This is a genomic window from Terasakiella sediminum, assembly GCF_033100395.1.
Taxonomy (GTDB): domain Bacteria; phylum Pseudomonadota; class Alphaproteobacteria; order Rhodospirillales; family Terasakiellaceae; genus Terasakiella.
Genome location: NZ_JAWLVJ010000016.1, coordinates 89,505 through 103,382 on the forward strand (window position 1 = coordinate 89,505; position 13,878 = coordinate 103,382).

At 49.8% G+C, this 13,878-nt stretch carries 11 protein-coding genes; 3 read left to right on the top strand and 8 right to left on the bottom strand.

The window, feature by feature from the left end; all coding sequences use genetic code 11:
• Nucleotides 1-9 precede the first annotated feature (9 nt).
• The 8 genes from bktB to RYZ26_RS13485 form a co-directional block, all read right to left on the bottom strand.
• Entirely contained in the window at nucleotides 10-1,185 is a 1,176-nt protein-coding gene (gene bktB, locus RYZ26_RS13450; protein WP_317683744.1) for a beta-ketothiolase BktB, read from the bottom strand.
• A gap of 37 nt (nucleotides 1,186-1,222) precedes the next feature.
• Nucleotides 1,223-2,731 (bottom strand): class I adenylate-forming enzyme family protein, encoded by a 1,509-nt coding sequence (locus RYZ26_RS13455; RefSeq protein ID WP_317683745.1) that lies wholly within the window; start codon nucleotides 2,729-2,731, stop codon nucleotides 1,223-1,225.
• Nucleotides 2,732-2,750: 19 nt separating this feature from the next.
• The gene (locus tag RYZ26_RS13460; RefSeq protein ID WP_317683746.1) at nucleotides 2,751-4,208 is read right to left on the bottom strand and encodes a sigma-54 interaction domain-containing protein; all 1,458 of its coding nucleotides are present in this window, start codon (nucleotides 4,206-4,208) and stop codon (nucleotides 2,751-2,753) included.
• Between the two features lie 120 nt (nucleotides 4,209-4,328).
• Nucleotides 4,329-5,513, bottom strand: a complete 1,185-nt coding sequence (locus tag RYZ26_RS13465) for an E22 family MetX-like putative esterase (protein ID WP_317683747.1) — start codon at nucleotides 5,511-5,513, stop codon at nucleotides 4,329-4,331.
• A gap of 66 nt (nucleotides 5,514-5,579) precedes the next feature.
• Entirely contained in the window at nucleotides 5,580-7,103 is a 1,524-nt protein-coding gene (locus RYZ26_RS13470) for an acyl CoA:acetate/3-ketoacid CoA transferase (protein ID WP_317683748.1), read from the bottom strand.
• Nucleotides 7,104-7,113: 10 nt separating this feature from the next.
• Nucleotides 7,114-8,496, bottom strand: coding sequence for a TRAP transporter large permease (locus RYZ26_RS13475; RefSeq protein WP_317683749.1), 1,383 nt, complete (start codon nucleotides 8,494-8,496; stop codon nucleotides 7,114-7,116).
• A 3-nt stretch (nucleotides 8,497-8,499) separates the two neighbouring features.
• Nucleotides 8,500-9,078 (bottom strand): TRAP transporter small permease subunit, encoded by a 579-nt coding sequence (locus tag RYZ26_RS13480; RefSeq protein ID WP_317683750.1) that lies wholly within the window; start codon nucleotides 9,076-9,078, stop codon nucleotides 8,500-8,502.
• A 226-nt stretch (nucleotides 9,079-9,304) separates the two neighbouring features.
• The gene (locus tag RYZ26_RS13485; RefSeq protein WP_317683751.1) at nucleotides 9,305-10,387 is read right to left on the bottom strand and encodes a TRAP transporter substrate-binding protein; all 1,083 of its coding nucleotides are present in this window, start codon (nucleotides 10,385-10,387) and stop codon (nucleotides 9,305-9,307) included.
• Nucleotides 10,388-10,919: 532 nt separating this feature from the next.
• Between RYZ26_RS13485 and RYZ26_RS13490 the strand changes: the two genes are divergently transcribed.
• From RYZ26_RS13490 to RYZ26_RS13500, 3 genes are all read left to right on the top strand, one after another.
• Nucleotides 10,920-11,669 (top strand): TSUP family transporter, encoded by a 750-nt coding sequence (locus tag RYZ26_RS13490; RefSeq protein ID WP_317683752.1) that lies wholly within the window; start codon nucleotides 10,920-10,922, stop codon nucleotides 11,667-11,669.
• 201 nt (nucleotides 11,670-11,870) lie between these two features.
• A complete protein-coding gene (locus RYZ26_RS13495; RefSeq protein WP_317683753.1) occupies nucleotides 11,871-12,266 on the top strand; it encodes a nuclear transport factor 2 family protein in 396 nt (131 codons plus the stop codon).
• A gap of 45 nt (nucleotides 12,267-12,311) precedes the next feature.
• Nucleotides 12,312-13,700 carry an NAD(P)/FAD-dependent oxidoreductase gene (locus tag RYZ26_RS13500; RefSeq protein WP_317683754.1) on the top strand — a complete coding sequence of 463 codons (1,389 nt, stop codon included), beginning with the start codon at nucleotides 12,312-12,314 and terminating at the stop codon, nucleotides 13,698-13,700.
• The last annotated feature ends 178 nt before the right edge of the window (nucleotides 13,701-13,878 follow it).

Here is a 13,878-nt window from a genome sequence, read left to right on the forward strand (position 1 = left end):
CTTCTTTCCTTAACAGTTTTCAATGATCAGACAAATGCCCTGACCGCCACCAATACACATGGTAATCAGCCCATATCGGCCGCCTGTGCGTTTCAATTCATAAAGGGCTTTCACCAGCAAAATCGCCCCTGTTGCGCCAACCGGATGACCAAGGGCCACGGCCCCGCCATTGATATTGACCTTTTCCGAATCAAAGCCCAGCTGGTCACTGACGGCTAATGCCTGCACAGCGAAAGCTTCATTTGATTCAATCACATCAATGTCAGACAAGCTGAGATCAGCACGCGCTAATGCCTGCTGTACCGCTTCGACGGGTCCCAGTCCCATCACTTCCGGCTTCACACCAGCATTGCCATAAGACACAATCCGCCCTTCTGGGGTCAGTCCCTGGTCTTTCACCATTTTTTCAGAAGCCAGCGTGATTGCCGCAGCCCCGTCGTTAATGCCAGACGCGTTGCCTGCGGTGACCGTGCCGTCTTTTTGAAAGACCGGGCGCAATTTTTCAAAATCCGCAAGTTGCGCACCCAGGCGGGTATGTTCATCCACATTAAAGATCGTGCCTTTGCGTTGATCGGCTACCACATCGACAATCTGATCCTTGAAACGTCCTTCCTTAATCGCACGTTCAGCCCGATGATGGCTTTCAAGGGAAAAAGCATCCTGACGGTCCCGCCCAATCTCATCAGCCTTAGCGATATTTTCTGCCGTCACCCCCATATGACCGTGACCAAATGGATCAGTCAGCACACCAACCATCATATCAATGATCGCATCATCGCCCATGCGCTTGCCCCAGCGATGTGCCGACATCAGGTAACCGGCACGGCTCATACTCTCTGCACCACCTGCAACGGCAATATTGACATCATCCAGCTGGATCTGCTGAGTTGCGGTGAGGACGGCCTGCAGGCCACTGCCACACAAACGATTAACCGTCAGGCTGCGCGAACTTTCAGCCATCCCGGCATTGATGGCCGCCACGCGGGAGATATACATATCGCGTGCTTCACCGTGCAGCACACTGCCGAGCACGCATTGTTCCACCGTTTTAGGATCAAGTTTGGCCCGATCAATCGCTTCTGCAATCACCGTTGTTGCCAGATCACAGGTGGGGACATTTTTCAAGCTGCCGCTATACGCGCCAATAGCCGTGCGTACAGCAGACAAAATATAAACATTCTGCATGTTTCAATTCTCCGATGGATTTAGTGGGGGATAGGCTTTACCAAGCCTCTTTCATTTCCCGTTTTAGTGTTTTCCCTGCAACCGAGCGGGGGAAGTCTTCGAAAATCCGGACTTCTTTGACCCGTTGGAATTTGGCATCCACCCGCACATTGACCCATTCTTTCAGAGCCTCAGCAGCTATGGACTGATCACGTTTTAAAATCACGGCGCAAACCGGCGTTTCTCCCCATTTGTCATCCGCAGTCCCGAAGACTGCGACCTCATTGACCATAGGGTGGCAAGCGACGACCTCTTCAATATCTTTGGGGTACACATTCACTCCACCGGAAATAATCATATCTTTCTTGCGGTCCACCAGATAGAGATAGCCCTCTTCATCCAGCCGCCCCAGATCCCCAGTAAAGAGCCAGCCATCCTTGATGGTATCTGCGGTCAGGTCCGGCTTGTTGTAATAGCCTGGCGTCATGATGGGGGATCGCCCGACGATTTCACCAACCTCGCCTATTGGCACATCTTGTCCGTCTTCATCACAAATACGGATTTCAAAAAACGGTGGACAGGACCCGACGGAGCCTGATTTCTTATGGAAGTCCGTCTTGTCCAGAATGGTGACAAACCCTTCGGTCAGCCCATAAAGTTCATAAAAACGACCGGGCAATAGGCGGTCCAGCGCTTCTTTATGTTCCAGCGGCAAGGGTGCGCCCAACGACATAATCATTTCCAGACTTTCCAGCATCTCTGTTTTGATGTCAGGATAGTCCAGTAACGCCTGAATTTGCGCGGGCACCATCATGATATGGGTGACTTTTTCCCGCTCAATTGTTGCCACCACCTTTTCGATGTCAAAGGCCGGATGCATAATATATTTCGCACCATTATAAAAAGTCGGCATCAGGGGCACAAAGGCCCCGTTAAAGATGATGGCCCCTGTATGAAGACAGACACTTTCAGGCGTAAAGCGAAAGCTTTGGGAAAAGAGCGTGCAATACATCGCCCGGATAAAATGGGTGTGCTGGATGCCTTTGGGCTCCCCTGTGGTGCCGCTGGAATAGATGATATTGTAGAGATCATCATCATCAATTTCGACGCCATCGAATGCGTGATCCGGTGCGTCTGAAACATATTCGCCATAAGCCTGCGTGCCAGCTGGTGCATCCCCATCCACAACAAGGATGCGTTCAATCTGATAAATCTTTGCGGCTTCCAGAACCAGGGGCAGATAGGTCTGGCACGTCACAACCATCTTTGCCCCAGCCCCGTCCAAAAGCTTGGCAAGTCCCGTTGCCTGCATCAAGGGGCTGAGCGGCACCATAACCAAGCCAGACTGGGCACAGGCCCAATAGAAATCCAGCAGTTCCAGCTTGTTGGGCAGGACACTTGCGATCTTGTCGCCTTTGACAAACCCGTCCGCCTTTAATGCGTGACTGAGCTTGTTGATCCGGGCGAAAAACTGTTGATAGGTCAGACGCTGACCTTCAAAGACAATGGCTTCGTAGTCAGGGCGATAAGTTGCATGACGTTCAATCAAACGGGCAATATGTGGCATGATAAACCTTCCCCTTTTTTTACGTTTTATCAACCGGGATATTCAGCGCTTTCATCTTGTCATAAAGACGCCCCCGGGAAATCTGCAGCTGCTTGGCCGCTTGTTGTTTGTTGTAATTACAAAGGGTCAGCGCGCGCAAAATGGCTGTACGTTCGGTTTCTTCAATCAATTGATCCAGTGGCCCGACCTCTGCCACGTCGCGGGTTGCATCCTGTGCCACCTTCTGACTGATGGGTAGAACGGAAATGATGTCCTTGGCCGAAAATACGTGGCTGGTCGCAACCGTTGTCAGACGTTCCATCACATTTTGCAATTCACGCACATTGCCCGGCCAGTCATAGGCAGAACAGACTTCCAGCGCTTCCTTACTCATATCAAACGGGTCATCCCCGATGGTATGGGCGGCTTCTTCCAGAAAATGCGCGCACAGCAAGGCAAGATCACCCGGGCGTTGACGCAATGGCGGGATATTGATGGGCAGGACGTTCAGACGATAATAAAGGTCAGCACGAAATTCCCCATTATGGACCATTTCGGCCAAATCCCGGCTAGTCGCAGCAATCACGCGGAAATCTGCCTTGATCACCTTGTTCGACCCGACCGGTTCAAATTCTTTTTCCTGCAAGACGCGCAGCAACTTGGATTGCAGACTTAGGGGCATATCGCCAATTTCATCCAGAAACAGACTGCCGCCTTCCACCAGCTTTAATTTGCCATCACGCCCTTTTCGTTCCGCCCCGGTATAGGCCCCGGGCGCTGTGCCGAAAAATTCTGATTCCAGCAGATTTTCCGGAATGGCCGCCACATTGATGGAGACAAACGGCGCACCTGCACGAAGGGAAGTAGAATGGATGGAATGGGCCAGCAGTTCTTTACCTGTGCCCGTTTCACCCAACAATAAAACCGGGCTTTCAACTTGGGCTGCTTTTCGCGCCAACAGCTTGGTTTCACGCACCACACGGGATGATCCGATAAAGCTGGAAAAGGTATATTTGGCCTGACGTGAACTGTTTGCCAGTTGATGACGGGTCTGGGTCAGTTCTTTTTGCAGTCGTTCGACCTTGGATAACAGTGGTTTCAGGCTTTCCTGATTGTTCATCAGAATAAAGCCCATGGCCCCGAAACAGACGTTCTTTTCATCAAACAGCGGCACACGCGTGACGATCACCCACTCCTTGCCCAGACGCATCAGGTCCAGCAGCATGGGTTTTTCTTTGCGTGCGGTTTCCTGCAACAGGCTGTTGGGCACCAGATCCTGAATGGGTGCGCCCAGATCAATCACGGTATTTTTATTATGCTTATGCAAAAGGTCGCGATACTGGTCACTAATCCAGATGATCTTGCCATCCAGATCAACAGCCACCGCCCCCATGCAGGCACTTTCAAAGACTTCAAACAACGACTGCATGCCGCGCTGTTTAAATTCTTCGATAAAGTCCTCAAATTTATGGTCCGGTGTGATCAAAGGATATCTCATGATTTCTCGTCACTATCTTTGAAGTATGCCCAAAGTTTCAATTGAAATAAATCAGGGTTACTGAGTAGAAGGGGCTGAAAAATCTGATAAAACATCTCAGCCCCTCTGTCTGTCGTCGGATTACTCAAGCCATTTCTTAATTTTGGCTTCGGCCTGCGGCATAAAGACAATACCGTTGATATGACCCAGCGGGCCTTTCAGGACCTGCAGATCAACCTCATTACCCTGCTTTTTCAGTGTCTCGGCAAAAGCTTCAGCTTCAGACGGTGGAAAGATCAAATCGCCTTCAGCTGGCAGAAACAGAAACTTGGCTTTGATATCGGCAATTTTTTCGCGAATATCATAGCTTTGGTTGGCCTTGACCAGATAGAGGAAGTGATTGGAATCTGATCCTTTAGCACGCGCATCACCGCGATCATCCAGCATTTTTTCAACTGCATAGCGTGCTTTCATCTCCACGGCCGGATTGGCTTTTTCATCCGCCCATTTCACATCATGCTTTTGTACCCAGGGGCGTTGGAAGGCATCCAAAGTTACGGACTGTAACGCAAGGCTCAGACCTTTCAGCGGACGGTCCTTGCCATAATAGTTCCCACCCTGCCAGTTCGGGTCCAACTTAATCACATCAGCCCAGCGTTTCAGCATGCTGATCAGATAAGGATGACCACTGGCACCGGGTGAAATCACCGCCATGGCCCGGGGAACCATATCGGGATAAGTCGCTGCCCATGTCATGGTTTGCAACGATCCCATGGATGCGCCTGCCACACCGTGCAGTTTTTTGATGCCAAGGCTGTCAACCAGTGCCTTTTGCACATGAACAAAATCTTCCATGGTCACCAGCGGGAAAGACAGGCCATAGGGCTTGCCTGTTTCTGGATTGATGGAGGCTGGCCCTGTTGTGATGACCTTGGGGTTATGTACACCCAAATTCACCAATGTGTCAGAACTGATGACAAAATACTTATTGGTATCAATGATCTTGCCAGCACCAATGACATTGTCCCAGTATCCGGGCTTGGCGTCTTCGGCTGCATATTTCCCTGCCGCATGAGAATTGCCGGAAAAGAAATGGGCAATCAGGATGGCGTTGCTTTTATCCTTGTTCAGCGTGCCATAGGTTTCATAACCGACTTTGACGTCCTTGATGGTCTCACCGCTCACAGTCTTGTAGTCACCAAGGCTGAATACTTGCTTTTCTGTCAGTAAATCAACCTTTTCAGCCATCGCCTGCCCGATGGGCAAAGCCACAACGGTGAGGGCAAGAAAGGCTGCCCCAAACAAGCGTTTGTAAATCTTGTGCATGTCGTAAAAACTCCCAGTCTATATGTTTTATGGACGTTGTTTCTGTACGTAACTTGGGTTTCAGCTTCAGCAAAAATGCTGCGCATCCATTGTTTTTGGATTGTCGATAATCGGGGTAAAATTCATTTGGCTGAGAATGTCTTTTTCAAGGTCAATGCCCGGTGCAATCTCAGTCAATTTCAGACCATTTCGGGTCATCTCAAAGACGCAGCGCTCCGTGATATAGATGACGGTTTGGTCATTAACCTTGGCAAAGCCACCGTTAAAGGTGGTTTGTTCCACCGTTTCCACGAACTTGCGCGCGCGACCTTCCTGCAAGATGCTTAAGGCCTCATCGCGAATATCAATTTGCAAGCCACCTGCGGTAAAGGTGCCGACGAACACAACCTTTTTTGAATTTTGCGAGATATTGATGAACCCGCCGCATCCGGCCAAACATCCATTAAAGCGACTGACATTCACATTGCCAGCGCCATCAACTTCGGCCATGCCCAGGCACGCCATATCCAGCCCGCCGCCATCATAGAAATCAAATTGCTGGTTCTGATCAACCAAGGCTTCCAGATTGACAGCCGCGCCAAAATTCAAGCCACTTTGTGGGATACCGCCGATGGTGCCCGGTTCTGTTGTCAGCGTCAGACCATCCAGCACGCCTTTTTCATTGGCAACAGATGCCAAGCCTTCCGGCATCCCAATGCCCAGATTGATCACCCCTGTTTGTGGCAATTCTTCCACCGCACGTCGGGCAATGATCTTGCGGGCATCCAGTTTCATGGCAGCCCCGTTGTTCGCGGGTACACGTACCTGACCGGAAAAGGCCGGGTTATAATGGGTGGCATAGGTTTGGTCATGCAGTTCTTCCGGGGCCTGCACCACATAATCGACCAAGATACCGGGAACTTCGACTTCGCGTGGGTTGAGCGATCCTTTTTCGGCCACCTGTTCCACCTGCGCAATCACGATCCCGCCGGAATTTTTCGCCGCCATCGCCATGGCAAGGTTGTCCAGTGTCAGGGCTTCCTTGCTCATGGTCAGGTTACCCGCTTCATCCGCAATAGTGCCACGGATCAGGGCCACATCAATGGGGAAGGATTTATAGAACAGCCATTCTTCCCCGGCGATTTCCTGAACCTCGACCAAGTCCTGCTTGGTCAGTGTGTTCATTTTGCCGCCTTCAAAACGGGGATCAACGAAAGTCTGTAAACCGACTTTGGAAAAAGTGCCCGGCTTATTACCCGCAATATCGCGAAACAGATGAGAGATACAGCCCTGCGGCAGGTTGTACGCTTCCACCTTATTATCCAGGGCCAACTGCCCAATCTTCGGGATCAGCCCCCAATGCCCACCGATGACACGCTTTAACAAGCCTTCATGACCCAAACGGTTCAGCCCCAGCTTGTTGCCATCGCCCTGACCTGCTGCAAAGACAAGCGACAGATTTTGCGGGCGTGCCGTTTCGATATAGCGCAGTTCCAGCCCGGAAATCAGATAATCCGGCGTGCCGATCCCCACAAAACCCGACGTACAGATGGTATCGCCATTTTTGATCTTGGAAATCGCATTGGTCAGAGAAACAATTTTATCAGTCATCATCCCCTCCTTAATTATAGGCAACGCTTGGCAGCCAGGTCACAATCACAGGCCAGAAAGCCACGATAAACAGACCGATCAACTGCAGGATAATGAATGGAACCACACCCTTATAAATGTCCATCAGCTTGATACTGGGCGGACACACCCCTTTCAGGTAAAAGAGCGCAAATCCAACAGGCGGGGTTAAAAAACTGGTCTGAAGCGTGATCGCAACCAACATAACGAACCAGACCAGATCAGGATTATCCACAACGCCGTAACCGGGGACATCCATACCCAGCGCTGAAATCACAGGGGCCAGCAAGGGCAGAACGATCAGGGTGATTTCGATCCAATCCAGAATGAAGCCCAGCAGGAACACAAACCCAAGGATTACAAAGATGATGCCATAGGGTCCGAAAGGCAGCCCGGTGATCATTCCTTCAATAATCTCGTCCCCACCCAATTCACGAAGAACCAGTGCAAAACAAGTTGCGCCCAGGAAAATCGCAAAAATGTAAGAAGTCGTATTAAAGGTTGCTTTTAAGACTTCAAAAAAGACTTTAAAGCTCAGATTGCGATAAAAACCCGCCAGCAGTGTTGCGCCTAACGCCCCCACACCGGATGCTTCCGTCGGTGTCGCCAGTCCGCCAAAAATAGACCCTAAGACAGCAAAGATCAGCAATAAGGCAGGCAGCACAGCCTTTGCCACATCCCAAAGAACATGCAATTCCAGATCACGGCGTTCATCAGAAAGCGGTGCCCCCTTCGGGTTCACAAAGCCATAGATCAGGATATAGATGATATAAAGCGCGCCCAGCAAAAGCCCCGGGAAGACCGCGCCCATGAACAAATCACCCACGCTTAGGGCCAACTGATCCGCCATAATCACCAACATGATGGATGGCGGGATCAGAATACCCAAACAGCCAGATGCTGCAACGGTCCCAACCGCCAGCTGCTTGTTGTAGCCCTGTTGCAACATGGGCTGCAGGGAAAGTAGACCCAACAAAACGACGGATGCCCCGATAATCCCGGTAGAGGCTGCAAGGATAATCCCGATACAGGTGACCGTAATAGCAAGCCCACCACGGACCTTGCCAAACAGTTCCTGCATGGATTTCATCAAGCGTTCCGCAATGCCCGATTCATCCAGCATCAGGCCCATAAAGATAAACATCGGCAATGCAACCAGAACCCAGTTGTCCATGATCTTGAAGACCCTGTTGACCACAAGGCCAAGCGTCAAGAAATCAAGCCCGGTCAGGGTATCCAGATAAATATCGGCGAAATAACCAATTCCGGCAAACAGCACACCGACACCGCCCAGAACATAAGCAACCGGAATGCCCATAAATAAGAAAATAATAAAACTGGCGAACATCGCCGCCACGAGAATTTCGTTTTCCATGGTCTAGCGCCCTTTCACCAGAATATAGATGTCACGATAAAGCCTTGAAAGAATGGCAAGCCCCAGCAGACCAAAGGACAACGGGATCACCGCCTTGATGGCCCAGCGAAATGGCAGACCCAAAGGCGCATCTGACCGTTCGTTCGTACGCCAGGCGTCAGAAACGAAATCAAGACTGTGATAAAAAACAACCCAGATGAACGGCAGCACCAAGAGGATAACCCCGACAATTTCGATGATGCGTTTGGTCTTGTCAGAAAAGCGCGCATGCAGAATATCTACACGGATGTGACTGTCATTCACCTGCGCATAGGACAATCCCATCATCACGCCTATGGCATAAAAGTGCCATTGCAGTTCTTCCAGCCAGATCTGTCCGTTGGCAAAGCCATATCTCAATCCCACATTGCCGATAATGGCAGCGATCAACAGCGCATTGATCCCGCAAACCCCATTGCCGATATAACGGATGAATGTGTCGATGGCATCTGGCAGCGCTACACGAACCGCATCCTCATGCATCTTGAGCTCATCGACCTTTTCCGCCACATGTGGATGCGGCAGATCGTTCGGTTGTCCCATGGCTTAAGCCTCCTGATTATTTTTCACTTATTCGATAAGAGGGATAAACCCCGTCTCTCCCCCTCTTATCGAGGAAGTGATTTCTTCTGGTCTGATGAGAAAAAGGGGGTGTTATAACTAGGGAGATGCATAACACCCCATCAAGTTTAGGACCGCGAGCTCCTTGGATGGTCGTGTAAACCCGCGGCCCGGTAAGTTGCAGAGGAAAGCGACTTACGTGATCAACTTATTTGCGTGGCAAGAAAGCGTTCTCTTTCCAGATCGCATAGCCATTGCGGAATGTTGTGAGATCGTCATAGACCTTTTTAAAGCCGGCATCCTGTGACTGTTCGGTTGCAACTTCATCCCACGCACCTTTAAAGGCGGCGAGCATTTCGTCGTTCCAACGCATAATTTTCACGCCGTTTTTCTCAACATTTTCCTGCATTTGGGTAAACTGAATGGCTTCGCCTTCTGCAAAGGATTCTGCCATGGATGCTTTACATGCATTTTCAACGACAGCCTGTTGTGATGCATCCATGCCTTTCCAGGTATCGCCATTGATCAGCAGTTCAAAAACAGTGGCTTGCTGGTGCCAGCCTGGGAAGTAGTTGTATTTCACCAGTTTGTGGAAGCCCAAAAGCTTGTCGATAGCTGGCATTGAGAATTCCGTTGCATCAATCGCCTGCTTTTCAAGGGCCGGGAAAATCTCGCCACCTGGCAACAGAGAAACAGAAACGCCCATTTTGGACATCACTTCCCCCCCCAGACCGAAGAAGCGCATTTTCATGCCTTTCAGGTCTTCAGGCTTTTCAATCGGTTTCGGGAACCAGCCGGATGTTTCAGGTGCGATAATGGCACAAGGCAGGACTTTGACGTTATAGCCGCCATTGTCATACATTTCCTGATAAAGTTTCAGACCATTGCCATAGTAAAGCCACGCCATATATTCACCCGCTTCCGGACCAAAAGGTACCGCGGAAAACAAAGCTGCTGCCTTCATTTTACCGGACCAATAACCCGCCGTTGCATAACCTGAATTAATCTTGCCAGTAGATACAGCATCCAGAATTTCAAACGGGGCGATCAGTTTTTTCGGTTCATAAACCTTCATCTTGATGGAACCGCCAGACATGGCTTTTAGCTGATCTGCCACGCGCTTGATCGGCGTGCCCAGACCGGGCAGATGAGACCCAAAAGCGATTGGTGTTTTCAAAAGAACTTTATCTGCGGCTTGTGCGGTTGCAGTCACTGTCATGCTCATGGCGCCTAGTGCAAGGGCGGCACATGTTGTCTTAATGCGTGAAATCTGTGTTTTGCGATTTGACATTTATAAAAACCTCTAACGTCAATTTAAAATCACCCCAGAACCCTGAGGAACGTAAGAGGGAGGCACCCACCCAACATCAAATTTGATGTCGTGGCTGAATAATTGGTTCATTCCTCCCGTAACGCATTATTTTTGTTGTTGATGCGTTAGGGCCCCATATAACAAGGAGCGTGCCAGTTTACATTTATTGTTTATTTTCAAATAATTATGATAAAATACGTCGAAATTCACGACATTTAAGAATCCAGATTGTGTCGAAAACCCAACACATATCGGACTTAACCAATTGGTCAGAAAAAATCATTACAAATCAAAGGATTATCTATGTCGAAATCTCGACATATTACGCCGTAATACCGACATAAGCATTTGTAAGTAAATCACTTTTACGCACTTAACTGTAGTCTGATATACCAACTATTACGTAAATTTCAGCCCTGATGATTTTTTGCGAATTTTAAAATTATTCTCTTTTCTTTCTCACCCAAAGGCATTATCTGAGCGCTTTAGAGTCCCCATTGCAGGTTTTAACGTGTTATCCGACATCTTCCACATCCTCCCCTTGCTCGCAGGCGTCGCGTTGGGGTGCTATATTCAGACCATCACTGGCTTTGCCTTCGGTCTTGTCTTTATCAGCTTTATCACGGTCTTTAACCTGCTCGACCTTCAATCCGCCACTTTGATTTCCAGCGCTCTGGCCGTTGTCAACACAACGACCGCCTTGCTGAATAGAGAACGTCATGCGGATAAAAAGTTGGTCCTGCTTATTCTGATTTGTGGCCTGCCTTTTCTCTTTGTCGGCTATCAGCTTCTTGCCTTTCTGGATGCCAATAACATCACGTTGATTAAATACATCCTCAGCATCATCATTATTTTGGCAAGCCTTCTGCTGTTTGTCCCGCCAAAACAGGGAAAAAGTATTTCCAGTCTGCCTGTCTTCGGTTTCTTTGGCGGACTGGCCGGACTGTTGGGGGGACTTTTTGCCATCTCCGGCCCGCCACTCATCTTCCAATTTTACCGCCAGAACCTGCCTGTTAAAACCATCCGCGATTGCCTGTTGACCATTTTTATTGTCCTGGCCTCTACCCGACTTGGTCTCGGGGTCGCTGTGGAAGGTCTTTCAGAAACCGTCTGGACCACCGTGCTGCTGGCGCTGCCTATCGCCTATGGCTTTACCTGGCTCGCCAAGAATTTTCCGCCCAAAATCAGTGACCTGACACTTCGCCGCATTGCAGCAATTTTATTGATCTTTTCGGCCATCACCATCGCGGTTCAGGCCTAGTCATATCTAACTGGTCTCATTGGCTTTTCCAATCTGGTCCGGCTGGTCTCATCAGTAGAAATGAACTGGTGCTACCGAGATTTTTTTCCAACACGTAACGTATAGCCAACAGAACGACAAACCCGTCTTTTCGGAACTGGCGCTCTGATAACGGTTCATTGCGCCCCTTGGTGCAGCATACATTGTTGGAGAAACAAAAAAATGACAAAAGAAGATCAAGCAAACGTTGACACACTGGCAGCTGTTTTTGATGCATTTAACCGCCACGATGCAGATGGCGTAATGGCGCATATGACAGATGACATCGTTTTTGACGGTGCAGGCGGTCCAGAAGTTTATGGCGTTCGCTTTAGTGGCCAGCAAGAAGTCGGCGATGCGTTTCGCGGTGTATTTGCCACATTCAAAGATGTTGAATGGGCCGACTGCGTACATTTCGCTTCCGGTGATCGCGGCATTTCCGAATGGACTTTTAAAGGCACCAAAGATGATGGCTCGCGCGTTGAAGCTGAAGGCGTTGACCTTTTCACCTTCCGTGACGGCAAGATCGCATCCAAACGCGCTTTCCGCAAAGACCGTCCTTTACTGAGCACCAAATAAGTTCAGCCTTTTTACAAATTCTAACTCGTTGAAAGGGAGGAAGTCATGGATACAATGCATAAAGCACAGAAAAGCACCAACGCTTACGATCCACACTTTGACCCCCTCGTCCAGAAAACACCAGGTCACAATCAGGATTACGCCCCCACCTACTGGGTGGCCCATGGCGGTGAGACACCCGAAGATGACGGTCCCATCACACAAGATGTTGATGTAGATGTTGCCATCATCGGGGCGGGCTTTACAGGTCTGGCTTGTGCGATCTTTTTGGCACAGGAACATGGCATCAAAGCCCATGTTCTGGAAGCCAATCAGTCCAGCTGGGGCTGTACCAGCCGTAACGGCGGTCAGGCACAGCTGAATTCCGGCCGCCTCAAACGATCCCAGTGGATCAAAAAATGGGGCTTGGATACAGCCAAACAGCTTCACAAAGACATCCAGGAAGGCTTTGAGACGTTCGAAGACCTGATCAAGGATATCGATTGTGATGCGGTTGATGGCGGTCACCTTTACATCGCGCATCGTCCCAAGGTCATGAAGACCCTGGAAGCGGAAATCGATGTGATGAACAAGCACTTCGGCTACAAATCCAGAATTGTGTCCCAAGAGGAACTGCATTCTGATTTTGTAAAAGATGCAAGCGGTTTTGGCGCCATGCTGGAACCCACAGGCACAGGCGTTCAACCTGTCAAAGTGGCTTATGGCTATCACAAAAAAGCCCGTGCACTTGGCGCAAAAATCCATACCTCCAGCCCGGTTGAAGGGTGGGAAACCATCAATGGTGTCCATCACCTGAAAACCCCTGGCGGGATCGTGCGTGCCCGTGCAGTTGCTGTTGCGACAGGTGGCTATACAACACAGAGCCTGCATAAAACACTGAAAAACCGTTTTATGCCGATCATGTCAAACAACATGGTGACCCGTACCTTGACGGATGAAGAAATTGAAGCCTGCGGTTTCAAAACCAACCTGATCCTGACAGATACACGCACATTGCGTCACTATTACCGCCTGCTGCCCGACAATCGTCTGCAGATTGGCAGTCGCAGCGCCATCACAGGCGCAGATGCAGCCAACCGCAAGCATTTTGAACGTCTTGTGGCAGGTAAAGATGCGAAATTCCCTGCGCTAAAAGGAATTGATATTGATTATTCCTGGTGGGGATGGGTGGATGTCAGCCACGACATGATGCCACGCGTCTTCCAACCCAATTCCGATGAAACCATCTATTACGCCTTTGGTTATGGCGGCAATGGGGTGATGTCATCGGCACATGCGGGCCGCCGGATGGCCCAATTGGTCGCAGGTAAGGAAGTTCCAAAAGATCTTCCAATCTACAACAGCCCGCTGCCTTACGAGATTTTTGCACCTTTCCGCCGGATTGGTCAGCGTTTTCTCTACGTCTGGTATGCAATGCGCGACGACTACCTTTAACTCAATCGGTCGGGCGCCTCCCAGCCCGGCCAACCCTAAAACGAATTTGGCACATCACAGGCGTGGTGCGCCTGACAACGACCTAAATTTCACACAGGAGACCACACGTCATGGTTAAAATGACAACAGAAGAAGCGTTTATTAAAGTATTGCAGATGCACGGTATCGAGCATGGTTT

What these genes read in the sequence shown, in the direction of transcription:
- RYZ26_RS13460 (WP_317683746.1), bottom strand. Translation starts at nt 4,208, where the DNA reads ATGAGATATCCTTTGATCACACCGGACCATAAATTTGAGGACTTTATC.
- RYZ26_RS13475 (WP_317683749.1), bottom strand. Translation starts at nt 8,496, where the DNA reads ATGGAAAACGAAATTCTCGTGGCGGCGATGTTCGCCAGTTTTATTATT.
- bktB (WP_317683744.1), bottom strand. Translation starts at nt 1,185, where the DNA reads ATGCAGAATGTTTATATTTTGTCTGCTGTACGCACGGCTATTGGCGCG.
- RYZ26_RS13470 (WP_317683748.1), bottom strand. Translation starts at nt 7,103, where the DNA reads ATGACTGATAAAATTGTTTCTCTGACCAATGCGATTTCCAAGATCAAA.
- RYZ26_RS13465 (WP_317683747.1), bottom strand. Translation starts at nt 5,513, where the DNA reads ATGCACAAGATTTACAAACGCTTGTTTGGGGCAGCCTTTCTTGCCCTC.
- RYZ26_RS13485 (WP_317683751.1), bottom strand. Translation starts at nt 10,387, where the DNA reads ATGTCAAATCGCAAAACACAGATTTCACGCATTAAGACAACATGTGCC.
- RYZ26_RS13500 (WP_317683754.1), top strand. Translation starts at nt 12,312, where the DNA reads ATGGATACAATGCATAAAGCACAGAAAAGCACCAACGCTTACGATCCA.
- RYZ26_RS13455 (WP_317683745.1), bottom strand. Translation starts at nt 2,731, where the DNA reads ATGCCACATATTGCCCGTTTGATTGAACGTCATGCAACTTATCGCCCT.
- RYZ26_RS13480 (WP_317683750.1), bottom strand. Translation starts at nt 9,078, where the DNA reads ATGGGACAACCGAACGATCTGCCGCATCCACATGTGGCGGAAAAGGTC.
- RYZ26_RS13495 (WP_317683753.1), top strand. Translation starts at nt 11,871, where the DNA reads ATGACAAAAGAAGATCAAGCAAACGTTGACACACTGGCAGCTGTTTTT.